General features: G+C 72.2%; 24 protein-coding genes and 1 tRNA gene. 11 read left to right on the top strand and 14 right to left on the bottom strand.

The features are described 5' to 3' along the window. Nucleotides 1–32: 32 nt before the first annotated feature. A complete protein-coding gene (locus tag OHL10_RS01080; protein WP_265520298.1) occupies nt 33–314 on the bottom strand; it encodes an iron-sulfur cluster biosynthesis family protein in 282 nt (93 codons plus the stop codon). Between the two features lie 370 nt (nt 315–684). Here OHL10_RS01080 and OHL10_RS01075 point away from each other — a divergent pair. Beyond that, nucleotides 685–760, top strand: a tRNA-Lys gene (locus tag OHL10_RS01075). A gap of 48 nt (nt 761–808) precedes the next feature. On the opposite strand, the gene OHL10_RS01070 is transcribed toward OHL10_RS01075, so the two are convergent. Together OHL10_RS01070 and OHL10_RS01065 are read right to left on the bottom strand one after the other, a co-directional pair. Continuing rightward, complete coding sequence (locus tag OHL10_RS01070) at nt 809–1,867, bottom strand: TerC family protein (RefSeq protein ID WP_265520297.1); 1,059 nt, start codon at nt 1,865–1,867, stop codon at nt 809–811. A 230-nt stretch (nt 1,868–2,097) separates the two neighbouring features. Further along, a complete protein-coding gene (locus OHL10_RS01065) occupies nt 2,098–2,349 on the bottom strand; it encodes a class I SAM-dependent methyltransferase (protein WP_265520296.1) in 252 nt (83 codons plus the stop codon). A gap of 744 nt (nt 2,350–3,093) precedes the next feature. Here OHL10_RS01065 and OHL10_RS01060 point away from each other — a divergent pair. Next, on the top strand, nt 3,094–3,486 hold the full coding sequence (locus OHL10_RS01060; protein WP_265520295.1) for a hypothetical protein: 393 nt from the start codon (nt 3,094–3,096) through the stop codon (nt 3,484–3,486). Between the two features lie 42 nt (nt 3,487–3,528). Next, nucleotides 3,529–4,098, top strand: a complete 570-nt coding sequence (locus OHL10_RS01055) for a pyridoxamine 5'-phosphate oxidase family protein (RefSeq protein WP_265520294.1) — start codon at nt 3,529–3,531, stop codon at nt 4,096–4,098. Nucleotides 4,099–4,101: 3 nt separating this feature from the next. On the opposite strand, the gene OHL10_RS01050 is transcribed toward OHL10_RS01055, so the two are convergent. The 3 genes from OHL10_RS01050 to OHL10_RS01040 all read right to left on the bottom strand — a co-directional run bounded on the left by OHL10_RS01050 (nt 4,102) and on the right by OHL10_RS01040 (nt 7,129). Continuing rightward, nucleotides 4,102–5,235, bottom strand: a complete 1,134-nt coding sequence (locus tag OHL10_RS01050; RefSeq protein WP_265520293.1) for a winged helix DNA-binding domain-containing protein — start codon at nt 5,233–5,235, stop codon at nt 4,102–4,104. Between the two features lie 64 nt (nt 5,236–5,299). Further along, a complete protein-coding gene (locus tag OHL10_RS01045; RefSeq protein WP_265520292.1) occupies nt 5,300–6,925 on the bottom strand; it encodes a class I SAM-dependent methyltransferase in 1,626 nt (541 codons plus the stop codon). 57 nt (nt 6,926–6,982) lie between these two features. Beyond that, on the bottom strand, nt 6,983–7,129 hold the full coding sequence (locus tag OHL10_RS01040; protein WP_265520291.1) for a hypothetical protein: 147 nt from the start codon (nt 7,127–7,129) through the stop codon (nt 6,983–6,985). A gap of 93 nt (nt 7,130–7,222) precedes the next feature. Here OHL10_RS01040 and OHL10_RS01035 point away from each other — a divergent pair, with 93 nt between their 5' ends. Both OHL10_RS01035 and OHL10_RS01030 read left to right on the top strand, forming a co-directional pair. Then, nucleotides 7,223–8,245 carry a helix-turn-helix domain-containing protein gene (locus tag OHL10_RS01035; RefSeq protein ID WP_265520290.1) on the top strand — a complete coding sequence of 341 codons (1,023 nt, stop codon included), beginning with the start codon at nt 7,223–7,225 and terminating at the stop codon, nt 8,243–8,245. 94 nt (nt 8,246–8,339) lie between these two features. Further along, nucleotides 8,340–8,906 carry a TIGR03086 family metal-binding protein gene (locus tag OHL10_RS01030; protein ID WP_265520289.1) on the top strand — a complete coding sequence of 189 codons (567 nt, stop codon included), beginning with the start codon at nt 8,340–8,342 and terminating at the stop codon, nt 8,904–8,906. 10 nt (nt 8,907–8,916) lie between these two features. Here OHL10_RS01030 and OHL10_RS01025 read toward each other — a convergent pair whose 3' ends face one another. Further along, a complete protein-coding gene (locus OHL10_RS01025; RefSeq protein ID WP_265520288.1) occupies nt 8,917–9,447 on the bottom strand; it encodes a hypothetical protein in 531 nt (176 codons plus the stop codon). A gap of 190 nt (nt 9,448–9,637) precedes the next feature. Between OHL10_RS01025 and OHL10_RS01020 the strand changes: the two genes are divergently transcribed. The 4 genes from OHL10_RS01020 (at nt 9,638) to OHL10_RS01005 (ending at nt 13,752) form a co-directional block, all read left to right on the top strand. Continuing rightward, complete coding sequence (locus OHL10_RS01020; RefSeq protein ID WP_265520287.1) at nt 9,638–10,570, top strand: carbohydrate ABC transporter permease; 933 nt, start codon at nt 9,638–9,640, stop codon at nt 10,568–10,570. Nucleotides 10,571–10,746: 176 nt separating this feature from the next. Then, on the top strand, nt 10,747–11,532 hold the full coding sequence (locus OHL10_RS01015; RefSeq protein WP_265520979.1) for a carbohydrate ABC transporter permease: 786 nt from the start codon (nt 10,747–10,749) through the stop codon (nt 11,530–11,532). 79 nt (nt 11,533–11,611) lie between these two features. Continuing rightward, nucleotides 11,612–12,985, top strand: coding sequence for an ABC transporter substrate-binding protein (locus OHL10_RS01010; RefSeq protein WP_265520286.1), 1,374 nt, complete (start codon nt 11,612–11,614; stop codon nt 12,983–12,985). Beyond that, a complete protein-coding gene (locus OHL10_RS01005; protein WP_265520285.1) occupies nt 12,982–13,752 on the top strand; it encodes a glycerophosphodiester phosphodiesterase in 771 nt (256 codons plus the stop codon). The genes OHL10_RS01010 and OHL10_RS01005 overlap by 4 nt, the downstream gene beginning before the upstream one ends. Before the next feature lie 15 nt (nt 13,753–13,767). Here OHL10_RS01005 and OHL10_RS01000 read toward each other — a convergent pair whose 3' ends face one another. After that, a complete protein-coding gene (locus OHL10_RS01000) occupies nt 13,768–15,276 on the bottom strand; it encodes a mechanosensitive ion channel family protein (RefSeq protein WP_322645506.1) in 1,509 nt (502 codons plus the stop codon). A gap of 35 nt (nt 15,277–15,311) precedes the next feature. Beyond that, entirely contained in the window at nt 15,312–15,962 is a 651-nt protein-coding gene (locus tag OHL10_RS00995; RefSeq protein WP_265520284.1) for an antibiotic biosynthesis monooxygenase, read from the bottom strand. Between the two features lie 108 nt (nt 15,963–16,070). Here OHL10_RS00995 and OHL10_RS00990 point away from each other — a divergent pair, with 108 nt between their 5' ends. After that, nucleotides 16,071–16,490, top strand: coding sequence for a pilus assembly protein CpaE (locus OHL10_RS00990; protein ID WP_265520283.1), 420 nt, complete (start codon nt 16,071–16,073; stop codon nt 16,488–16,490). A 444-nt stretch (nt 16,491–16,934) separates the two neighbouring features. Next, nucleotides 16,935–18,419: a M15 family metallopeptidase gene (locus OHL10_RS00985; RefSeq protein ID WP_265520282.1), complete on the top strand. Its 1,485-nt coding sequence runs from the start codon at nt 16,935–16,937 to the stop codon at nt 18,417–18,419. An 18-nt stretch (nt 18,420–18,437) separates the two neighbouring features. On the opposite strand, the gene OHL10_RS00980 is transcribed toward OHL10_RS00985, so the two are convergent. From OHL10_RS00980 to OHL10_RS00960, 5 genes are read right to left on the bottom strand one after another with little or no spacing between them, the layout of a single operon-like run. Next, complete coding sequence (locus OHL10_RS00980) at nt 18,438–19,340, bottom strand: prenyltransferase (protein ID WP_265520281.1); 903 nt, start codon at nt 19,338–19,340, stop codon at nt 18,438–18,440. Beyond that, the gene (locus OHL10_RS00975) at nt 19,337–19,675 is read right to left on the bottom strand and encodes a lycopene cyclase domain-containing protein (protein WP_265520280.1); all 339 of its coding nucleotides are present in this window, start codon (nt 19,673–19,675) and stop codon (nt 19,337–19,339) included. Before OHL10_RS00975 ends, OHL10_RS00980 begins: the two co-directional genes overlap by 4 nt. Beyond that, complete coding sequence (locus OHL10_RS00970) at nt 19,672–20,010, bottom strand: lycopene cyclase domain-containing protein (RefSeq protein WP_265520279.1); 339 nt, start codon at nt 20,008–20,010, stop codon at nt 19,672–19,674. Before OHL10_RS00970 ends, OHL10_RS00975 begins: the two co-directional genes overlap by 4 nt. After that, nucleotides 20,007–21,728 carry a phytoene desaturase family protein gene (crtI, locus tag OHL10_RS00965; RefSeq protein ID WP_265520278.1) on the bottom strand — a complete coding sequence of 574 codons (1,722 nt, stop codon included), beginning with the start codon at nt 21,726–21,728 and terminating at the stop codon, nt 20,007–20,009. Before crtI ends, OHL10_RS00970 begins: the two co-directional genes overlap by 4 nt. After that, a complete protein-coding gene (locus OHL10_RS00960; protein ID WP_265520277.1) occupies nt 21,725–22,627 on the bottom strand; it encodes a phytoene/squalene synthase family protein in 903 nt (300 codons plus the stop codon). The genes crtI and OHL10_RS00960 overlap by 4 nt, the downstream gene beginning before the upstream one ends. Between the last annotated feature and the right edge of the window lie 6 nt (nt 22,628–22,633).

Here is a 22,633-nt window from a genome sequence, read left to right as displayed (position 1 = left end):
ACGGCCGGGCGGGGTCGGAACCCCGGGTCGCTCTACTCCTGCGGCGTCAGCACGAAGCCGACGGACTCCGCCTGCGGGTCGGTGTCGAGCGTGAGCTTCTCCAGCGTCGGTACCGTGGCGGACTCCACGAACACGAGCGCCTCTCCGGACTCCACCACGGTGTCGTCCGGCTGCGGGCCGGGCACCAGGGCGAGCTCGAAGCTCCCGGTCTGCTCGGCGGACTCGGCGATCCGCAGACCGCCGCCCTCGGGGACTCCAGCCTTCGTGGTGAGGTCCTGAACTGCTGCACTGGCGTTGTCGGTCAAGGTGAGCACGAGAACTCCTCTCGTAGCCGGGCGAGACTCGCGGGACACACGTCGCCACCCGGACGGGCGACGGCGATGGACCCTCCCGCGGGCCCCTCGGTCTCTTCCACCGAAACAAGAACGACGTCGGATCGCAAGCGTTCGGCCCGAATCTCAGAGAACTTCTCACGAGGCAAGACCCCGCGTGACACGTTCACCCGAGCCGCGTACGGTACGCGCCACGCGGGCGCGGGGCCTCGGGTCCCCGGTCCCGCCGCCCGTCCGGCACGGCCTGCCCGACGACGGTGCGCACCACCCCCGACCACCTCACCGCCAGACCGCTCGCCCCGCGTAAACTCTCGGACGGGCCAGGCGCGCGCGACGCACCCGGCCCCGACGAGGGCCTCTAGCTCAACTGGCAGAGCTGCGGACTTTTAATCCGTAGGTTCCGGGTTCGAACCCCGGGGGGCCCACCACCCCCGCTGCTGACCCCACCCGGTAGCGCTGCGGCCGCGACCGCTGCCTCAAGGACCGCCGTCTTCGTGGTCGGCCGTCGTAGCGCGGCCTCCGGTCCTGCCGGGTGATCCCCACAAGGGTTGCAGATCGGCGTCCTCCGTCTCGGTGGCGACCCTGAACGGAGGATCGGACGGTGCGGGCAGCGCTTGGCGGCCTTGCCCGCGGGTGGCGCGCAGGCTCGCGATGATCGAGACGGTGATGATCGTGGCGACGACTGCCAGGGACACGGTGGTCGGGACGTAGAAGACGTCGATCTTGAGAAGCATCTTCACCCCGACCCAGATGAGCACCAGAGCCAGGCCGACCTTGAGGAAGACGAAGCGGTGGATCAGGTCGGCGAGCAGGAAGTACATCGCGCGAAGACCCAGGACCGCGAAGGCATTGGCGGTGAAGACCAGGAACACCTCGTCGGTCACCGCGAAGATGGCGGGGATGGAGTCCACGGCGAACACCACGTCGGTGACCTCGATCAGGACCAGCACGGCCAGCAACGGGGTGGCCAGGAGCATCCCGTTGCGGCGGACCAGCAGTCTCTGGCCGTGGTAGGTCTGGGTCATCGGGATGAACCGGCGGAAGGTGCGCAGCACCACCGACCGGTCTGGTTCCAGGTGGTCGTGACGCTGTCGAATCATCCGGAACCCGGTGAAGAGCAGGAACGCAGCGAAGACGTACAGCACCCAGGCGAAGTTCTGGATGAGGATGGCCCCGGCAGCGATGAAGATGCCGCGAAAGACCAGTGCGCCCAGCACTCCCAGGAACAGGACCCGATGCTGGAACTCACGGGGGACGGCAAAGTAGCTGAGGATGATGGCCCACACGAAGACGTTGTCGACGGCGAGGGACTTCTCGATCAGGTAGCCGGCGAAGTACTGCTGCGCGAACCCAGCACCCCAGACCCACCAGATGACCACCCCGAAAGCAACACCGAGAGCGACCCAGACCCCAGACCAGGCGGCCGCTTCCTTCACTCCGATCACATGGGCCCGGCGGTGGGCGAACAGGTCGACGGCCAGCATCACGACGATGACGCCGAGCACTGAGGCCCAGACCCAGAACGGGACATCCATCAGAACACTCCGATCCTCTGATCGGAGGTCTCTCCCAGCCCTGTGACGGGCCCGCTCGCCGGAACCCTCATGGGCCGTACTGACGACGAGGCGTGGGTGGGGTACTCCCCTCCTGTGCGAGGGATCAAACCACGTGCCTCCGAATCCGGTCAAGCACTCCGGCCCACCTCCACGAGGTTGCACGTCGGCGGGTCAGAGTCGTGGTCCACGGCGCCCGGCACGCCGGCGACTCAGCGCCCAAGCCCCGACACACCGGTGGGCGTCGAGGTCGCACGACCCTCGATCAGCGGGACGGCCCGTTGGTCGATGAAGAGGATGCCCCCGTCGACCGAGGGCCTCGGTGTGAACGCCGACGCGGCGACGCGCCGGCCCAGCGTCAACGTGTACCCGGGCCACCACTGCGCGGTCAGCACGGTCGTCCCGCCGACCGCGGCACGCTTGCGCGCGACCTCCCACTGCGTGAGGAGGACGGCTAGCGCCACCCCTCGTGACGTGGGACGGGATGTTGCCCACGAGGTCGTACGGCCACGCCGGTGGCGCGTGGCGCAGGAGATCGTCCTCGACGACCGACACCCGCGGGCTGACCCGTCGGCGGAGGACGTCGGCCGTCCGTGGGTCGACCTCGACGGCCCGGACCGGCCGACCGAGCCGGTCGAGGTGCCTCGTGATCGCGCCGGGTGGTTCTGTCCGAGTGCGGCCCGAGGCGTGTGCGAGACATGCGGCGGCTCCTGGTGAACGACGGGAGCCGGGCAGGACGAGACGACCGCCCGGCAGGAAGCCGGGGGCGCGGAACGTTCGGAAGGTGCGTGTCCCTGCGCCGTCAGCGGTGGCGACGGGGACGGGGACGGATCGCGATGGCTGCTGCACACATGGGCGGGACGCTACGCGCGCCTGATGGTGACGTGCACGGCATTTTCCCGTCCAGCCCCCATCACGGCGCGACTCGTGGGATGATCGGCGCAGCATCCTGTTCTGCTGTCCGACCTCGGGGGTGACCCGCGTGTCGTGGCCTGGGATGTGCGCACCTCGCGCGAGCGGGGTCTCGACGATTGCCTCCTTCCGGCTCCGGCCGTAAGGAGGCTTTCGCGTTACCGGGGCCTCCATCCTCGACGTGCTGCCGGGCGGGGCGTAGTTTCGGAACGAGGACCCTTCCAGCCCTCGCCGCCGGTCCATGGCCAGACCGTCCGGCACCGCCATGCCTCTGGCCGCGACGGACCGTGATGAGCATGACCGAAGGACAGCCCCCACGCCCTGACCCCGCGCCACCGCCGCTGCGTGTGACCACGGTCCTCGCCTCGGAGCTCCCGCAGTCTCTGGGTACGGCCGACAGCCCGGCGTCGTACACGATCCCCACCCTGCTGTCTCGGGCGCCGACGCCCGCGGAGCAGGAACTGGTCGAGGGCCCGGCGAGCCACGCGCACCTTGCCGCGCGGGGCTACCCCGAGGTGCGGCTGACCGTCCGAGGTCGGCGGCTGCTCGTCGACGGGTCGACGCTCACGGCGTTGGAGGACGGGTTGGCCCACGAGATCGCGTTCGTCGTGCACCGGCTCGCGAACGAGGGGTCCGAGGCGGCCGACGTCCCGGTCGCGGACCGGGTGGCGCGCATCCGCTTCGAGTAGCGAGCTCGCCGCCACGCGCCGACCGGTGGCAGACTCGCCCCCATGGCGACGATCCACGAGGAAATCACGGAGAAGATCGCGGCGTTCGTCCTGGCGCAGCCGGTCTTCTTCGTCGGTTCGGCACCGCTGAGCGGGGACGGGCACGTCAACGTCTCCCCGAAGGGGATGGCCGGCACGTTCGCGGTGCTCGGCCCGCGGTCGGTCGCCTACCTCGACTACACGGGGTCCGGTGCCGAGACGGCGGCGCACCTGCGGGAGAACGGCCGGATCGTGCTGATGTTCTGCGCGTTCGAGGGCCCGCCGAACATCGTGCGCCTGCACGGGACGGGCCGCTACGTGCCGGCCGGCTCGGACGAGTTCGCCGCGCTGCGACCCCGGTTCGCCAAGGAGCGGGAGATCGGGCAGCGGGGCGTCGTCGTCGTGGACGTCACCCGCGTGTCGGACTCGTGCGGGTTCTCCGTGCCGCGGATGGAGCTCGTCGCGGACCGCGACATCCTGGACCGCTCGCACGAGCGCCGCTCCCCCGAGTACTTCGACGGGTACTGGCGTGATCGCAACGCGCAGAGCCTCGACGGGCTCCCCGCCCTGGAGGTCCCCGACGCCGCGTCGTGACGGTCAGTCCCAGCCCACCTCGTGGGCGGCCGCGTCCGGCTCGACGACGCGGACGATCCGCTCCGCCTCCTCCTCGAGCGCCGTACGGTCCGCGCGCGGGACCAGCCCGAAGGGCTGGAGACGCAGGCCGGCACGTTCTCCGGCGCGCGACACCGACCACAGCCCCGCGACGAACCCGTCCACGAGGAACGTCGGCAGGATGTCACCGTTCTTCCGGATGACGGCAGGCGTGTGCTCAGGGGGCAGGATCCTGTCCCGGGCGTCGTAGGCGACGAGGACGCTGTCCCACTTCGCGAGGAAGCGCGCCGGGGCGGGGGCGTCCGTGAGGTCCGCGGTGCCGGCCAGGTCGACGAGCTCGAGCCCGTCCGTACCGGTCACCGGCTCGATGCGGTCCCCGAGGGCCGCGAGCGCCCGGCGGACGTCGGTGATCTTGCGGATCCCTGCCCAACGCTGGACGTCAGCGACCGACGCCGGCCCGTACGCGGCGAGGTACCGCGCCACCACCTCGGGCAGCGCCTCCTCGGCGGTCGGGGGATCGTCAGGCACGACGTCCGACGGGAGCCATGCCCGGACGTCGACGTACCGCGGCCGGCCGTGCTCGGACCACAGCCCGCTGGGCGGGACGTGCACGAGCCCACCACCTGCGGTGCCCAGCCGGAACCAGGCGCGCGAGACGCCGCCGGGGATGTGCGCTGCCGCGTCCACGCCGGGGTGGAGCCCTTGCAGGTGGTCCTCCATCTCGTCGACCGTGCGGGGTTCGCCGCAGAACGCGCGCAGGCGTGCGTTGAGCTCGACGAGGTCGATCCCGGCGCGGCGTCCGCTCGGCGCCCAGGTCGCGAGCCGTTGGGCGGCGGCGACGGCGTCGTAGGCCGCGTGGTGCTGGGCGGCCACGAGGTGCAGGGTCTGGCGCATCACGGTCGCCTTGACGACCGTGCGCCCGGTGAGGGCGTCCTCGAGGTCCGCGATCGGCGCTCCCGCGCGTCGTGACGACAGCGCGACGTACGGCCAGGTCGCGTGCTGGGCCTGCAGCCCGGCCAGCTGCCCGACGACGTCGGGCGCCGTCCCGGTCGCACGGTCCAGCAGGTGCTGGCGTGCCAGGGTGGAGCGGTTGAGGTCGCGCAGGCTCCAGCCGGTCATGCGGTGCTTCCCGTCCGTCGGCGTCCTCCCACGGTAGGGGCCGCCACCGACACCGGCACCGCCGTCAGCTCTCGAGCACAGGCCTGCGCGCGACGGACAGCACGTGCGTGTCGGGCCAGTCGACGACCTCGCCGGTGGCGGCGTCCCGCAGCGACGCGACGGGGGCGAACGCGTTCTCCACGAGCCACTCGTTGCGCCACGGCCCGCTCGCGGGGTCGAGCTCGAACCCGGCCGCGTGCAGCAGGTCGGCCCAGGCGTCGCCGTCGAGGTCGCAGAAGCGCTCGTGGCACTCGGAGAGCCAGTTGTCGGCGTAGTCCTTGGTCGTGAGGAACTCCATGGCGTCCCGCAGGGTCAGGCGCCAGGACCCGTCGCCCTCGTCGCCGGCCATGAATCCCGCTCCGGACAGGCGCGGGAAGTCGTACGCGAACTGGGCCAGGCGCCCCGCGGTCGACAGGGACCGGACGTACGCCGCGACGTCGGGCCGCTCGAGGTCGTCGAGGTCCGTGCGGGCGCCGCCCGGGCCGTCGCCCGCGGCGGGGGCGCCGTCGGTCGTGGTGAGCGTGAGCAGGACCTCGCGGTCCCCGCCGGCGGGGCCGCACACGTCGGAGTTGATCCACACCCCGCCCGGGCGGGTGTGGGTGAGGACGCGGCGGGCGAAGCGGTCGACGTCGGCCGTCCCGTCGCCGTACGAGCTCACCTCGTGCGTGAGCGCGATGGTCACGGTCGTGTCGACCGACCGGGCAGGCATGACGCTCTGCGCGAGGATGTTGGCCTGGACGAACCAGACGTTCGGGTTGGCGAACACACCCTGCGTCTTCTTGTGCTCCGCCTCTGCAACGAGGTGCCGGGCGACGTCGACGCCGAAGAGGTCGGACTCGTGCAGCCGGGGCTCGCGCGCGGCGAGCTCGAGAAGCCCGCCGGTCGCGCAGCCGATGTCGACGATCCGGCCCGGCTCGACGTACGGCACGACCTGCTCCCACTTGCGCGCCGACGCGTCCTCGAACGCCGCCGCGTAGGTGCGGTAGTCGCGGGTCGTGGTGAGGTCGCCGTCGCCGGAGACCACCGGGTCGGCGAACACCTGGCGGACCTGCGGCACGATCCCGTACCGCCCGTAGAGCTCGGGTACCGCCGGGTGCGCGAGCTCCGTCCAGGAGGGGTCGCCCGCGGCCAGCAGCTCGACGACGTCCCACGGCCGCGCGGCACCGGCGCCTTCGCCCACGTCAGTGTCCGCATCGAGCTCGACCCCCGCGACCCGGTACCCGAGGTCGCGGTAGGCCTCGATGACGGTCGGGGTCGAGCACGCGACGAGGGTGTGCGCCGGGTCGGGCACGACCGTGTGCGCGGTACCGGTCGCCACCGACGTGAGCACGAGGTGCGCGAACCGGGGGTGCGGCGCGACGTCGGGCACCGGGACGACGACGGACCGCAGGTTCTCGCGCGCGCTGACGTTCTCGATGAGCGCCTCGCGCCGGTGGCCCGGCAACGGGTTGCGGCGCGTGCCGGAGTGGTTCGCCGACGTCACCGCCCAGACGACCACGACGTCCGGCTCGCACCGCACCGGGACGCCGTCGAGATCGCGGACCAGCCCGGCCCGCAGCGCCCGCAGGTAGTCGACCTGGAAACGGGTGACGAGGTGGTGGCGGCCGGGGAACAGGACGTGACGGACGGGGCGAGGGCTGTCGAGGGGCACCCGCGTACAGTGCGCCGTCGACCGGCCGTCGCGCAACCGTGGCTCACCACGGGTGCGTCAGCGGCGCTGCCATTCCGGGAGGTCGTCGGTCCACGCGCGCCGCGTGGGCGGCGGTGAACGGTGACCGAGACCGTCGCGCCGGACGGTGCGGCGCAGGACGAGGACGAGGGCGAGCAGGGCGGCGGCGACGAGGAAGAGTGTCATGGCAGCAATGCTGCGCCCGTCGACATACCGCCACGAGTGGCTGGAGTGACGACATCCATTGAGATCCTGCCAAAGCCGTGGGACGGTAGAGGCATGCTCCGAACCGTCGCCGCGCTCGCGATGCCGAACACCGCCCCCTTCGAGCTGGGCGTCGCCTACGAGGTGTTCGGCATCGACCGGACCGACACCGGCGGCCCGCGCTTCGACTTCACGCTGTGCACGCCGCGACCCGGGCTCGTGCCCACCAAGGGCGGCTTCCAGCTCCAGATCGAGCACGGGCTGGAGGCGATCACCGACGCCGATCTCGTCGTCATCATCGCCTACGGCGCCGACGCCCCGGTCGACGACGACGTCCTGGAGTCGCTGCGGGCCGCGCACGCGCGCGGCGCCTGGATCCTCAGCATCTGCTCGGGCGCGTTCGCGCTCGCCCACGCCGGGCTCCTCGCCGACCGGCGCTGCACGACCCACTGGATGTACACCGAGCAGCTCGCCGACATGGTGCCGAGCGCCGACGTCGACCCCGACGTGCTGTTCGTCGAGCACGACCGCATCATCACGAGCGCGGGCAGCGCCGCAGGCATCGACGCCTGCCTGCACCTCGTGCGCCGTGAGCTCGGCGCGGCCGCGGCCACGTCGATCGCCCGCCGCATGGTCGTCCCACCCCAGCGCGACGGGGGCCAGGCGCAGTACGTCGTCGACCCCCTCCCGCGCGAGGGCGACTCCCTCGCCGCGCTCCTCGCCTGGATGCGCGAGAACCTCGACCAGCCGCTCACCGTCCCCGAGCTCGCCGCGCGCGCCATGATGTCCGAGCGCACCTTCGCTCGCCGATTCCGTGCCGAGACGGGCACGACCCCGGCCGCGTGGACCGCCCGGCAGCGCGTCGCCCGCGCCCAGGAGCTGCTCGAGAGCACCCGCGCCGGCATCGACGAGATCGCCGCCCTCGTCGGCTTCGGGAGCGCGGCCGTGCTGCGCCACCACTTCGCCCGCTCTCTGGGCACCAGCCCCGGCGCCTACCGCCGCCGGTTCGCCTGCCCGCTCGACGAGGCCGACGCGCCGTTCGAGGAGCAGGCCCGCGAACCCGTCCGCGAACCCGTGCGGACCGCGTCGCCCGTCTGACCGGGTACGCGTATCAGGCCGGCGTCACGCTGCGGGAGCGTCGTCGCCGTGCCACGGTGGGAAGGCACCTGGCCGACGTCACGAGGAGCCCCTCATGGACCTGCTCGCCGCGCACGGGGACGCGATCGGTGCGTTCGACCACCCCGTCCGCACCATCACCGACGACCAGTGGGACCTGCCGACCCCGGACGACGGGTGGAGCGTCCGCGACCTCGTGCGGCACCTGACCGCGGAGCAGCTGTGGGTACCGGAGCTGCTCGCCGGTCGGACCACGGGCGAGGTGGGCGACGTGTTCGACGGCGACGTCCTGGGCGAGGACCCCGTCGACCGGTGGATCGACGCGTCCGTGGTGTCGCGCGAGGCGTTCCTCGAGCCCGGCGTGCTCGACCGCACGGTGCACCTGTCCTACGGCGACGTGCGCGCCGCGCACTACTGCGCGGAGATGACGTTCGACCTCACCGTGCACGCATGGGACCTGCGGCGGGCGCTCGGCCGGCCCGACGACGATCTCGGCGCGGAGCTCGTCGGCTGGGCGCTCGGCCACGCGCAGGCCCGTGCCGACGATCTCGCCCGCAGCCACCTGTTCGCCGACCCGCTCCCCGTGCCCGACGGCGCGGACGACCTCACCCGGCTGCTCGCCCTCTCCGGGCGCGCACGCTGAACCACCGGCGTCAGGACGGGAAGGCGTAGCCCTCGTCGGCGCAGAGTCCGCGCAGGTCGCCCAGCCCGGCCCGTGCGGAGCCGATGTCGAGCTCGACGGTGTCCGAGCCCCCCATGTCGAAGTGCTCCTGGAGCTGCACGAACGGCACCCGTACCTGCTGGATCGCAGCCGTGAACTCGTCCGGCGCGTTCGTCTCGAGCGTCCTCAGCTGGACACCGACGGCCGTCATCTGCCCCGCGACCACCTGGTCCATGCCCTTGCTCGCGGCGACGAGCGCGTTGCCCACCTCCTCCTCGAGCGGCTCTCCGCCGCCGACGTAGAGCTCGGCGCACACCTGCTGCGCGGTCAACGGGCCGGTCGGGTCCGTCGCGCCCTCGGCCGAGTCGTCCGTCGGGTCATCCGTCGGGTCCTCGGTGCTCTCCGGGGCTGCGGTCGAGGCCTCGTCCTCCGGCGGCTCCTCACCGGTGCACCCGCCGACGAGCCCGGCGACGAGAAGGATCGCGCCGAGAGTCGCGCCGCGGGTTTTCGTGCTGCGTCTCATGTCCTGCATACAACCATCACCGGGGCCGAAGACCCACATCGTATGACGGCCACGTGTCCGGCGTGACGCGCCGCCCAGGTGCCGATGAACGGTTCGCGAACACTCGGCGAATCATCCCGTCCGTGGTGATTCGCGGCCCTGAACCCCTCCTAGGGTGACGGCGTCGATCCGCTCGTGATTCGGAGCACCCATGTCCACCCTCACCGCCCCCGCGCGACCGGCGACCCGCCGTGGCCCGGGACGGCGCACCATCCGCCTCCGCACCTACCTGGCCTTCCTGCTGCTGGCCGGCCCGAACGTCGCCCTCCTGCTGATCTTCGTCTACCGGCCGCTCCTCGAGAGCCTCTACCTCTCGACGCTCCAGTGGAACCTCGGCTCCCCCGACGCCCGGTTCATCGGGCTCGGCAACTACGTCGAGTGGTTCACGGCGCCCGGCACCGGGACCGTCCTGGCCACGACCGGGGTGTTCACCGTCGCGACGGTCGGCGGCTCGCTCGTCCTGGGCCTCGCCCTCGCCCTGCTGCTCAACCGCAGGCTGCGCGGTCGGTCGGCGGCCCGCACCGTCGTCTTCGCACCGTACGTCCTCTCGGGTGTGGCTGTCGGGATGCTGTGGCTGTTCATGTTCGACCCTCGCTACGGCCTCGTCGCCAGCGGGCTCGGCATGCTGGGGTTGCCGTCCCCGCAGTGGTACACGACCTCGCCCTGGGCGCTCGTGATGATCATCGTGGTCTACCTGTGGAAGAACCTCGGGTACGTCGCCCTCATCTACCTGGCCGGTCTGCAGGCGGTCCCGGCGGAGCTGCGGCAGGCAGCCGCCCTCGACGGCGCGTCGACGGTCCGGACGTTCCGCTCGATCGTCCTGCCGCTCCTCGCGCCCACGACGTTCTTCCTGCTGGTGACGACGTTGCTCAGCTCGCTGCAGTCGTTCGACATCATCCAGGCCATGACCCAGGGCGGGCCGCTCGGCAGCACCACGACGCTGATGTACCAGATCTACCAGGAGGGGTTCGTCACGGGTCGCGCCGGCTACGCGTCGGCCGTCGCCACCATCCTCTTCGTCCTCTTGCTGGCCGTCACGGTCGTCCAGCTGCGCTTCGTCGAGCGGAAGGTGCACTACGCATGAGCCTCACCCGACTCGACCGCCCTGACGCCACGACGCCCGGCTCGACGGCCCGGGACGCTCTCCCGCCGGTGGTGACCGGAGGAGCGGGCGATGGCCCGAGCGACGGCGCGGGTGCGGTCGCGGTGCGCCCCGCCCGGCGCCGTCGGGCGCGCGTCCCGGTCGGCGGCTACGTGACGATGATCGTCGCCACGGTGGTCATGGCCCTGCCGCTGGTGTGGATGGCGCTCGCGAGCCTCAAACGCTCCGACGAGCTCTACCGGATCCCGCTGCAGTGGCTGCCAGAGCGGTTCGACCTCGCCAACTACGCGCAGGCAGCGGAGTCGATACCCATCGGTCAGCTCTTCCTCAACAGCGCGGCGCTGACGGTCGCCGGCGCGTCCCTCAAGCTGCTCCTCGGCCTGTGCTGCGCGTACGCGCTCGTCTTCCTCGACGTCCCGTTCCGACGCACCGTGTTCGTGGTCGTGATCTTCGCTCTGCTCATCCCGCAGCAGATCACGATCATCCCCAACTACACCCTCGTCGCGTCCCTCGGTTGGCTGAACACCTACCAGGGCATCCTCGTGCCCGGCCTCGCGAGCGCGTTCGGGACGTTCCTGTTCCGCCAGCACTTCCTCTCCTTGCCCCTCTCGATCCTCGAAGCCGCGCAGCTCGACGGCGCCGGACACTGGCGCAGGCTGTGGCGGTTCGTCGTCCCCATGTCCGGGCCCACGATCGCGGCGGTCGGGCTGGTGTCCGTCGTCGGCGAGTGGAACGAGTACCTGTGGCCGTTCCTCGTGATCGACGACGCCTCGAAGATGACCCTCCCCGTCGGACTGACGCTTCTGCAGAGCATCGACGGGATGACGAACTGGGGCGTCCTCATGGCTGCCACCGTGCTCGTGACCCTGCCGATCCTCGTCGTCTTCCTCGTGCTGCAGCGCCGGCTCGTCGCCGGTCTGACGGCCGGCGCCGTCACGGGCTGACCGGCACCGCCCGGCAGCCACCCAGAACTCCCGACCCATCTCTCTCGCTCCACCACGCACACACCCAAGGAGACCCACCGTGCCCGAGCTCGTCACTCCCTCCTCGTGGAGCCCGTCCCGTCGCGACGTCCTGCGCCTCGGCGGCCTCGGCGCCCTGGCCCTCGCCCTCACCGCGTGCGGCGGCCCGACCGTCGGCGGGACGGGGTCGAGCACCCCGTCAGCCGGCACCGGGATCGACTGGTCGTCGATCACGCCTGCCTCGGAGATCACGTGGTGGTCGAACCACCCCGGCGCGTCGAAGGAGGTCGAGGAGGAGCTCATCCGCCGGTTCACGGCGCAGCACCCCGAGATCTCGGTCCGACTGGTCACGGCCGGCGCCGGGTACGACGAGATCGCGCAGCGCTTCCAGGCAGCATCCGGCACCGACAACCTGCCCGACCTCGTCATCGCGTCCGACGTGTGGTGGTTCCGCTACATGATCAACGGGCAGATCATGCCGGTGGACGAGATCTTCGCCCACCTCGAGGTGGACGTGGCGGACTACAACCCGACGCTGTACGGCGACTACTCCTACGACGGCAAGCACTGGGCGGCACCGTACGCCCGCTCGATGCCGCTGTTCTACTACAACAAGGAGATGTGGGCGGCCGCCGGCCTGCCGGACCGTGGCCCCGAGACGTGGGCGGAGCTCGAGGAGTGGGCGCCCGCGCTGCGCGAGCAGGTGCCCGCCGACGGCGCCCCGCTCGGCCTCGGCACGGGCACGTCCTGGTCGGCGTGGTGGTTCGCGAACATGCTGTGGGGTCAGGGTGGACAGTACTCCCAGGAGTGGACGGTCACGCTCGAGACGCCTGAGGCCGTAGCGGCGGGCCAGTTCGTGCACGACCTGTTCCACGCGAAGGAGATCGCGGCCGTCGGTACCGACACGAACGCGGACTTCGCGGCTGGTGTCTTCGCCTCCGTGGTGGGCACGACGGGCAGCCTCACCGGTCTGCTCGACACCGTCTCCTTCGACCTCGGTGCCGCGTACATGCCCGACGGCCCCGCAGGGACGGGCGTTCCCACGGGCGGCACCGGCCTCGCGATCCCCTCCTCGCGTACCCCTGAGCAGCAGCTCGCGGCCGCGATGTTCCTCGCCTTCATGACCGATCCTGAGAACACGGCGTACTTCTCGCAGAGCACGGGCTACATGCCTGTGCGAACCTCAGCACAGGAGGGAGAGACGATGAGCGCGATCTACGACTCCACACCGCAGTACCGCACCGCCGTCGATCAGCTCGCGACGAAGGCCCGGTCGCAGGACTGGGCGCGCGTCTTCGTCCCGTCCGGGGACCAGATCCTCACCGACGGGATCGAGGAGATCGTCCTCAAGGGGACGGACCCGGCTGAGGCGCTGGCCGCACTGACGCCTCGGCTCGAGCGCGCGTTCCGCGAGAACGTGGAGCCGTACCTGTGACGGTGCTGCGACCGGCAGGGGCCACCGAACCGGTGGTGATCGCCCACCGCGGGAACTCGTCGGTGGCCCCGCAGAACACGCTCGCCGCGTTCGAGTCGGCATGGCGTGCCGGCGCGGACGCCATCGAGCTCGACGTGCGCCTGTCCCGCGACGGTCGCGTGGTCGTGATCCACGACAGCACGGTGGACGACACCACGGACGGCAGCGGGGCGGTGGAACAGCTCGACCTCGCGACACTGCGCGCGCTCGACGCCGGCTCGTGGTTCTCGCGCGCCTTCGTCGGTCAGCGGGTCCCGACGCTCGACGAGGTGCTCGCCCTCCTCGTCGAGCGTCCCGGGACGGATGTGCTGCTCGAGGTCAAGGGCGCCTGGACGCCGACGGAGGCGCGCCGCGTCACCGACGCGGTAGACGCCGCCGGCCTGGCAGAGCGAGTGGTCGTGCAGAGCTTCTGGCCCCAGACCGTCGAGGCCCTTCGCGACGCCGCCGAGCACCTGCCCCGCGGACTGCTCCTCGCGCTTCCGCCCGACGGTCCGGACGAGCTCCTGCGAGTCTGCAAGGAGCTCGACGTGGTGACGTGCAACCCGGCCGGCACGCTGCTCGCCGCCGATCCGGGCCTCCTCGACCGCCTCCGTTCCATGGGCCTGCAGGTCATGGTGTGGACGGCGAACGAGCCCGCCGAGTGGGAGCTGCTGTGCGAGGCGGACGTCGACGCCATCATCACCGACCGGCCCGACAGGCTGCGGGGGTGGCTGGCAGGCCGTCGCTGACGCCGACCGGCCGCCTCAGCCGCGCGACGCCTCGCCGTGGTGGTCGTGATGGTGGTCGTGGTTCTCGTGCGGGCCGTCCTCGGCGGCGTGCTCCTCGCGCTCGTCGATGACGTCCTGACCGGGCCCTGTGAACGCCCGCGAGCGCTCGACGGCGGCCAGGCTCCCGGTGAACATCGCCGACTCCGCCGCCGCGGGGACCTCGCGCGTGCCCGACGACCGGTCGGCGGGTGCCGGCCCGTCATTGACCGGTTCCAGCAGCAACGTCTCGACGACGTCGTCCGGCACGGCCCTCCGGACAGCGGTGCGGCGGGGGATCCGCGGACGCTCGGGCGGTGCGGGCTGCTCCCGGTCGCCGCGGCCGGGTGCGGCGACGGTCCCGTCGGACGGGGCGTCGTCGGGCAGCACGGGCTCGCCCAGGTCGACCGGGGCGGACGTGTCGACGGACTTCTCGACCGGGGCCGCGTCCTCGACCTGCGCGGCGACGCCACCCTCGAGGCGGGTCCGTGGCAGCGCGCCGGGCGCGTCACGCTGCAACCAGTCGACCAGACCCTCCCGCACGAAGCAGCGCAGGTCGAACAGCGTCGGGGCGTCGTGGGCGCTGACGAGCGCACGCACGCGCACGGTGCCGCCGGTCGCCTCGGTCACCTGGAGGATGCCGACGCGCTCGTCCCAGAGCTCCGTGAGGCCGAGCAGCCGTTTGAGCTCCGTGCGCATCTCCCCGACGGGGACACGGAAGTCGAGGTCGAGCTCGACCGTGCCCAGCAGGTCGGCCGCCCGCCGCGTCCAGTTCTGGTAGGGCGTCGTCGTGAAGTACGTCGAGGGCATGATGAGGCGGCGGTCGTCCCACAGGTGCACGACGACGTACGTCATCGTGATCTCCTCGATCCGACCCCACTCGCCCTCGAGGACGACGACGTCGTCGACGCGGATGCCGTCGGTGAACGCGATCTGCATGCCGGCGAAGACGTTCGCCAGGGAGGTCTGGGCCGCCATGCCGGCGACGATGGAGATCAGCCCGGCGGAGGCGAGCAGGCTGGCTCCGGCCGCGCGCGCCTCCGGGAAGGTCAGGAGGATCCCGGAGAACGCGCACACCACGAGCACGGAGACGGTCAGCCGCCGCACCACCGTGATCTGCGTGCGCACCCGGCGCGCGTGCCGGTTGTCGGGGACGTCGGTGCGGAACCGCGACAGCGCGCGGTCCTCGAGGACGAACGCGAGCGCCCCTGCCAGCCACGCGCCCGTGATGATGAGCGCGATGAGCAGCAGGTGCTCGACGACGGAGCGCCAGCCCACGCTCGGGTCGGTCGACACGCGGACCGCGATCCACACCGCGACCACGACGAGCACCGCACGCACGGGCCGACGCATGTGCCGGGACAGGTCGTCCGCCCACGGCTTCGTCCGGCCCGCGCGCCGGACGAGGGCCGAGATCACCGTCCCGAGCACGAAGGCGACGACCACGGCAGCGGCCACGGAGCCCAGCATGACGAGGACGTTGGTGGCGGTCTCGATCTCTTCGTCCATCCGTCCAGGCTATGCGCAGCCCTGCCGTGCCCCGTTCAGCGGGACAACCACCCGGCCAGGAGCCGCGTGACCCGCGGCAGCACGAGGTACGTCATGACGGGAGTGAGGACGAGGGTCGTGACGAGCACGCGCGGCAGGACCGCCACGGTGTCCCAGTCCGGAACGAGGCGCCCGACGAGCAGCGCGAAGGCGAGGTTCACCGGGAAGAACCCGAGCCAGATGCTGACCGACTGCTTCCACCGGGCGGGTGCCGCCCCCGGCTCGTGCCGGTCCTCGGCAGGCCCGGGTGTGGCGTCGTCGACCCGGGACGGGTCGTCGAACCAGCCCTCGATGCCGGTCCGCCGCTCGACCCGTCGCTCCTCGACGAGTCCCCGCCCCTGCTCGAGCCAGCTCGCGCGGTCGTCTGAGGACTCCCACGCGTCGAGGGTCCCGGCGTCGGCGAACCGGTAGAGCATGTGCCACTCGGTCGAGTCCCTCGCGGCCCGGATCCACCCCGAACCGAGGAAGCCCGGGTACCGGTTGGCCAGGTTGACCCCGGCCTGCACCCACGACGTCGCGTCGGCGACGTTCTGCGGGCTGACGGTCCGATGGATGGAGACGGTGACGGGGACGTCCGCAACCCGCGCGGAGGCGGGGTCGCCGCCGGGCGCTGCATCGTGCGGGGGGTGTCCGGGGAGGGAGGTCATGGTCGCAGTACACGGTGCCGATGTTTCGACGACGCGTCGCCCGGTCCCCGTGGGACGAACCGTCCCGGTGCGTGGGCGAGCCGGACGCGGGCACCCTACGGTGGGGTGATGATCTCGTGGGACCGCGCCCGTGCCCTGAGGGAAGTCGGCGTCCGCTGGCATCCCGTCTCCGGAGACCGGTTCCGGCTGCTGGCGACCGGTGCGGGGGGTGACGTCTTCACGGTGAGCGACATGACGATCGAGCCGCACGAGTTCGACACCGGGGTGATCCTCGGCTTCAACGGAACCACCGAGTGGGCGCTCGACTCGGTCGCGCTCGACGACGCGCTGTGGCACCCGCTCGAGGAGCAGCTGCGCACCCTGCTCGGAGGCACTTTCCGCGCACTCGAACGCGTGGCGTCGGGCTACACGGTCCGCACGGAGCTTCTCGGCGAGCAGCGCTCGTTCACCTGCGACGACCCCGCCGACGCGTACGCCGACGCGCTGCTCGCGCTCGCCACCGAGGCGTCCGCACCTGCCGGCGCTTGACGTCCGTGGCTCCGTCGTCGGGGCGACGCTCGTCCCCTCTTCACCGTCTGGGCACGTTCTCGCCACGTCATCCTCGACGCTTCCGCGTGGTTTCCGGGGGCCGCCTTCAGGAAGATGGTTGAAGATGAGACAACCGGCAGGCGCTCGGAGGACCATCCGCGGCGCCTGTCTGCACGCACCGAGCCCGGCGGCGACCCCGACGGTGGCGCGGTGAACACCTGCTGAGCCAGGAGGCGCACAGCCTCCGGCCCGAGCGTGCCCCCGTGCCCGCGCCTCGAGCGCGACGGACCCTGCACGCCTCGCTCAGCCCGAAGAACGGAACCTTGCGTGAACCCTGCACGAGAGCATGCACGAGGCCTTGGTGTGACCGAGCCCTCCGCGCAGCGCGCCACGAGCGGCACCTGCCTGCCCCTCGTCCTGCGTGCGCCGGAGGGTGGTCGCTGAATGGGTCGTCACACCGCACCCCGTCGTACCGCACGCCGTCGCACCCCGCAGGCCGTGACGACCTTCCGGCCCCACCGGTCGACCTTCGGCGTCGCCGCCTCGCTCACCGCGATGGCTCTGACGACCGCCGTCGCCACCGCGGGATTCGCCTCCCCCGGCGGCGCGACCGCCCCCTCGGCCGACGCCCCGACCGATCCGACGACGTCCGCGCCTGACGCAAGCACCACCCGCACCGCGTCCGGTGCCGGCTGGCAGGCCCCGCGCACCGCGGCTGGCGGAACCTTCGGCCTCGTGGTCGAGTCCACCGACCCGCAGGACGACGGGCAGGACTCGGCCGAGACCGATCCCCTGACGGAGGCCGTCGAGGAGGCGAGCGCGGCGCTGGCGCGATCCGAGATGCTCGCCGCCCAGAGCACGGGCGCCGTCTCCGCCGACCGGCTGGAGAAGATCAACGCCGAGACCGCCGCCCTGCGCGAGCTGGTCGACACCACCCGGTCCACGCTGGAGGACGCCCTCGGCCAGGAGACCGGCGCCACGCCCGGTGACGTGCTCGACCCCGAGATCGACCTCGACACGCCCGAGCTCGAGGTGCCCGAGCCGCTCCTCGCAGCGGACTCGACCGACCGCACCACCGAGCGCGCGAGCCGCGACAGCGAGCGCAGCCCGCTCACGCTCCTCGAGGACGACGCCGACGCCACTGCCGGGACCGACGCCGAGGAGGTCGACGCCGAGCCGCGTCCGACCGACACGCAGGCCGACGACGCGGCCGACACGGACGCCGACGCGGGGACCGCCGAGCCCGACGCCGCCGAGTCCGACGACGCGGCCGAGGAGGCCGAGGAGGCCGAGGCCGCCGGGTCGCAGGCCCCGACGCCTGAGGAGATCGCCGCGACGACGAAGAGCCTGACGGCTCTGCTCGACGGCGCCAGCTCGGACCTCGCGGTCCAGGTCGAGCCCGCACCGCCGACGGCGGAGGAGATCGCCGCGGAGCGTGCGGCCAAGGCGGCCGCGGAAGCGGCGAAGCTGGAGGCCGAGCTCGAGGAGCGCGCGGCCGACGCCGCCGCCATGACCGCCGCGGTCCAGGGGTACTCGAACGGCAACATCCCCACCGACCTGCTCCACACGCCGTCCTTCGCGCCGGGGCACTACGTCCGCGCGGACGCCGGGGTGGCGCTCGAGGCCCTCAACGCGGCCTACCGTGAACAGTTCGGACGGGACATCTCGATCAACTCGTCCTACCGCTCGTACGCGACCCAGGTCGCCGTGAAGGCGGAGAAGGGCTTCTTCGCCGCGACGCCGGGGACCTCCGACCACGGGTGGGGGCTGGCGATCGACCTCGGCGACGGGGTCAACTCCTACGGCACCGCCCAGTACGCGTGGATGCGCGAGAACGCGCCGCGCTACGGCTGGGACAACCCCGTATGGGCGCGCGCCGGCGGGTCGAAGAACGAGCCGTGGCACTGGGAGTTCGACACCGGTTCCTGAGCACCGGCGTCGCGCGCCTCAGCCGAGGGCAGTCCACAGGAGCAGCATCGTCACGCAGAACCCCGTGACGAGGTTGAGCCACAGGAAGGTCCGCCACCCGGCGTTGGCGCGCTCGCAGTCGTCGTCGCGCACGGTCCAGAACCGGAGCACGTTGACGACGTACGGCAGCGGGAGCACCGCGGCGAGCACTCCTGGCCACGGCAGCGCGAGGAGCACGGCGGCGGCGGCGAGATAGGTCGCGGCCGCCGCGACGACCGTGCTGTGCGCGCCGATCACGGTCGCCACCGAAGCGATCCCGCCCTCGCGGTCGGCCCGTACGTCCTGCACCGCACCGAAGGCGTGCGAGGCCATGCCCCAGGCCACGAACGCGGCGAGGACCGGCCACACGGTCCGCGCACCGAGCGGCGCGTCGACGAGCACCAGCGCGTAGAGCAGCGGCCCGACGAAGTGCATGGCCGACGTGAACGAGTCGAGGAACGGGCGCTCCTTGAACCGCAGGCGCGGCGCGGAGTACGCCACGACCAGGAACACGACGAGCGCGAGCACGAGGTTCGCCGCCGCCCCGCCGAGCAGGACCAGAACCACGAGGAACGGCACGTTGGTCACGACGCACGCCACGAGGATCAGGCGGTGCGTGACGCGCGCCGTGGCGGGGTCGGCGAGCGCCCCCTCGATACCGCCCTTGCGCGGGTTGCGCAGGTCGCTCGCGTAGTCGAACACGTCGTTCACGCCGTACATGAGCAGGTTGTAGGGCACAAGGAAGTACAGCGTGCCGACGACGAGCGCGACGTCGAACCGCCCGTCGGTCGCGAGCAGGTAGCCCGCCGCGAACGGGAACGCGGTGTTGATCCACGAGAACGGGCGCGACGCGGCGACGACGTCCCGCACCCCCGTCGCCCGGTGCGCCACGGCGGCGCTCACCTCTGCGCCCCGTGGCTCGTCGACGAGTCGGCGGGACGGTCGCTCGCCGCCCGCCGGTCGCCCAGCCACGTCCACACGGCGGGCACGAGGAGTACGGCCGCGAGCGGGTACGCGAAGTCCTCGAGGGGCGCCCCCCAGATCCAGATGCCGAGGATCTTGTCTGGTGCGTACACGTACAGGCCGACCGCGATCATGAGGGTGTCGAAGACGAGCGTGAGCAGGAGCATCACGAGCGCGGCGGCGACGAGCGGCCGGGTGCGGCCGCGACGCAGCGTCCGGAACGTCACGGCCGACAGCACGCCGAGGACGACGACGTTGAGCACGATGTTGGTCATGCCTCGCCTCCCGCCGCCGCGCGCACGGGCCACCGCCGGGCGAAGGCACGCCAGACCAGCAGGGTGTTGTAGCAGAGCAGGGTGAGGAACACCGCCTCTTCCACCGGCAGCTCCGGGGCCAGGAGCAGCCCGGTCATGTGCGGCGAGTCGCCCCGGGCGAAGATGCCGAGGAGCAGCCCCGCGACGTCCCACAGCAGGAAGAACACGAGGCCGACGGCGAGGGTCAGGGCCGTCCGGCGCCAGTCGTGCCAGAACGCGAGCCGGAAGCGTCGGTCCAGGACGGCGAGCCCGCCGAGCGAGACGAGCAGGGCACCCAGGTAGACGAGCCCGATCATCCGGCGCTCACCGGGCCGTCCTGGTCGCGCGCGGCCGGCTCGGCCGCGGTACGGCGCGAGGCCGGACGCCGGCTCGCGGCGAGGAAGCCGGGACGCAGCGGTGCGGGCAGCGGCCGCGAGGAGGTCTCGCCGAGCAGCCGCTTCGCGACGAGCTCGGCGCTGATGAGGCACATCGGCAACCCGACGCCGGGGGCCGTGCCGCCACCGGCGTAGTAGAGGCCCTCCACCCGTCGGGAGACCCCCGCGGGCCGGAACATCGCGGACTGCCGCAGCGTGTGCTCCATCCCGAGGGCCGTCCCGCGCCATGCCGAGAACGAGTCGGCGAAGTGCGCGGGACCCACGACGCGGCGCAGCACCACCCGCTCGCGCAGGTCGTCGATCCCCGCCCACCGGCCGACCTGGTCGAGGTACCCGTCGGCGAGGGCGTCGAGGCTGCGACGTGACGGGACGTCCCCCCCGAGGTCCGGGTCCGCCGGGAACGGCACGAGGAGGAACAGGTTCTCGTGGCCCGGCGGCGCGGCCGGGTCGGCGGTGTCGACGGTGTCGGTCGCCGAGGTCCGCGAGACGTACAACGAGGCGGGCTCGGGCACGCGGAGCTGCGCGACGGGGCTGTTCGTGTCCTGCCCGAGGATGTCGGCGAAGTTCCCCGGCCAGTCCCGCGTGAAGAACAGCGAGTGGTGCGCGAGCTCGGGCAGCTCGCCGCGGACCCCCGCCATGACGAGGAGCGCGCTGATGCCGGGGCCTCGCCTCTCCCAGTACTCGGCCGGGTACGTGGCGTGCTCCGGTGCCAGGAGCTGCGTCTCGGTGTGGTGCAGGTCCGCGGCGGAGACGACCACGTCGGCGCTCAGCACCTCGCCACCGGCGAGCCGCACGCCCGTGGCGCGGCCTCGGCGTCGGGCAGGTCGACCGAACGCGCCGCGCGCCGGGTCGTCCTCGACCTCGATCCCGACGACGTCCGCGCCCGTGCGGACCGTGACCCCCTGGGCGCGGGCGATCTTCTCGAGAGCGGAGACGATCGTGTACATCCCGCCGCGCGGGAAACGTACACCGTCCACCAGGTCGAGGTGGCTCATGAGCGAGTAGAGCGCGGGGACCCGGTACGGCGAGGACCCGAGGAACACCGCGTGGTACCCGAGCACCTGGCGCAGGCGCTCGTCGGAGACCGTGCCCGCGACCTTGCGGGCGAGCGTCGAGCCGAGCAGGCGCGCGAGCCGGGGCAGCCGTCGCAGCACGTCGACGCCCACCGCCCGGTCCGTGCGCTCGAACGTCGTGTAGAGGAAGTGGTCGAGCGCCATGCGGTACGCCTCGGAGGAGTCCGCGGCGTACGCACGCATCCGCTCCCCCGCGCCCGGCTCGATCGCGTCGAACGTCGCCCAGTTCTCCTCCTGGTCCCGCACGACGTCGAACGGCGTCGCCGCGCCGCCGTCCACCGGCTCGGGGAACACCCGGTAGGACGGGTCCAGGGGCACGAGGTCGAGGTGCTCGTCGACGTCCTCGCCGAAGAGCGCGAAGAAGTGCTCGAACACCTCGGGCATGAAGTACCACGAGGGCCCGGTGTCGAAGCGGAAGCCGTCGACCTCGAGCGTCCCCGCCCGGCCGCCGACCTGGTCGTGGCGCTCGAGCAGCGTCACGCGCGCGCCGCCGCGCGCCAGCAGCGCCGCCGTCGCGAGACCTGCGACACCACCGCCGACGACCACCACCTCCTGCTGGGCGCTCACGCCGCACCACCCTGCGCACGGTCGGCGCCGGGCGCGAACGAGCGGACGACCACGCGCGCGACCACGAGCACCTTCTCCGCGTCCGGAACACGCACCCGGCAGCGCAGGAGCTCGGCGGGGCTGGTCGCGGCCAGCTTGGTCAGCAGCCGCTCGTAGAGCGCGAGCGTCGACGCCACCGCGATGCGCGGGCGGCGCGGGAGGTACGGCAGCGCCTCGCGCGCGGCCTGCACGTCGGCCCCGATCTCGGCCAGGATCGCGTCCAGGTCGTCCGTGCTGAGGGACTGCGGCGTGACCCCGGGGAGGTAGCTGCGGCCGAGGGTCTCGACATCGGTGCGCAGGTCGCGCAGGAAGTTGATCTTCTGGAACGCGGCCCCCAGGGCACGGGCTCCCCGCACCAGGCGGGCGTCGCCCCCGATCAGCGGCTCGTCCGGTCGGCGGTCGGCATTGAGGAAGACCGCCAGGCACATCAGCCCCACGACCTCGGCCGAGCCGAACACATACTGCTCGTAGCTGGCCTTGTCGTGGACCGACACCGTCAGGTCCATGCGCATCGAGGCGAAGAACGGGTCGATCTCGGCGTGCCCGATCCCCACCCGCCGAGCCGTCCGTGCGAACGCGTGCACGATGAGGTTCGTCGAATATCCCCGCTCCAGCGCGAGGGCCGTCTCCTCCTCGAGCGCGTCCAGGAGGTCGCCCGCGGTCGCGCCGCGGTGGGTGTCGACCACCTCGTCGGCGACTCGGACGAGTCCGTAGACCGCCTCGATGTCACGGCGCATGCGCTCACCGAGCAGACGCGACCCGGCACCGAACGAGGTCGAGTAGGTCGCGAGCACGGCCCGGCTAGCACGGGCCGCGGTGCGGTCGTAGAGGGAGGGGGGTGTGGCACGGGGGGAGGTCATGCGGGC

The organism is Oerskovia flava, assembly GCF_026163685.1.
Taxonomy (GTDB): Bacteria; Actinomycetota; Actinomycetes; order Actinomycetales; family Cellulomonadaceae; genus Oerskovia_A; species Oerskovia_A flava.
Note: the sequence above shows the minus strand (reverse complement) of the source record. Positions and strands in the feature narration are given on the sequence as shown.

Coding starts and splice junctions, on each gene's coding strand:
- OHL10_RS01070 (WP_265520297.1), bottom strand. CDS start 1,867: ATGGATGTCCCGTTCTGGGTCTGGGCCTCAGTGCTCGGCGTCATCGTC.
- OHL10_RS01060 (WP_265520295.1), top strand. CDS start 3,094: ATGACCGAAGGACAGCCCCCACGCCCTGACCCCGCGCCACCGCCGCTG.
- OHL10_RS01055 (WP_265520294.1), top strand. CDS start 3,529: ATGGCGACGATCCACGAGGAAATCACGGAGAAGATCGCGGCGTTCGTC.
- OHL10_RS01050 (WP_265520293.1), bottom strand. CDS start 5,235: ATGACCGGCTGGAGCCTGCGCGACCTCAACCGCTCCACCCTGGCACGC.
- OHL10_RS01040 (WP_265520291.1), bottom strand. CDS start 7,129: ATGACACTCTTCCTCGTCGCCGCCGCCCTGCTCGCCCTCGTCCTCGTC.
- OHL10_RS01035 (WP_265520290.1), top strand. CDS start 7,223: ATGCTCCGAACCGTCGCCGCGCTCGCGATGCCGAACACCGCCCCCTTC.
- OHL10_RS01030 (WP_265520289.1), top strand. CDS start 8,340: ATGGACCTGCTCGCCGCGCACGGGGACGCGATCGGTGCGTTCGACCAC.
- OHL10_RS01025 (WP_265520288.1), bottom strand. CDS start 9,447: ATGAGACGCAGCACGAAAACCCGCGGCGCGACTCTCGGCGCGATCCTT.
- OHL10_RS01020 (WP_265520287.1), top strand. CDS start 9,638: ATGTCCACCCTCACCGCCCCCGCGCGACCGGCGACCCGCCGTGGCCCG.
- OHL10_RS01015 (WP_265520979.1), top strand. CDS start 10,747: ATGATCGTCGCCACGGTGGTCATGGCCCTGCCGCTGGTGTGGATGGCG.
- OHL10_RS01000 (WP_322645506.1), bottom strand. CDS start 15,276: ATGGACGAAGAGATCGAGACCGCCACCAACGTCCTCGTCATGCTGGGC.
- OHL10_RS00995 (WP_265520284.1), bottom strand. CDS start 15,962: ATGACCTCCCTCCCCGGACACCCCCCGCACGATGCAGCGCCCGGCGGC.
- OHL10_RS00990 (WP_265520283.1), top strand. CDS start 16,071: ATGATCTCGTGGGACCGCGCCCGTGCCCTGAGGGAAGTCGGCGTCCGC.
- OHL10_RS00985 (WP_265520282.1), top strand. CDS start 16,935: ATGGGTCGTCACACCGCACCCCGTCGTACCGCACGCCGTCGCACCCCG.
- OHL10_RS00975 (WP_265520280.1), bottom strand. CDS start 19,675: ATGACCAACATCGTGCTCAACGTCGTCGTCCTCGGCGTGCTGTCGGCC.
- OHL10_RS00970 (WP_265520279.1), bottom strand. CDS start 20,010: ATGATCGGGCTCGTCTACCTGGGTGCCCTGCTCGTCTCGCTCGGCGGG.
- OHL10_RS00960 (WP_265520277.1), bottom strand. CDS start 22,627: ATGACCTCCCCCCGTGCCACACCCCCCTCCCTCTACGACCGCACCGCG.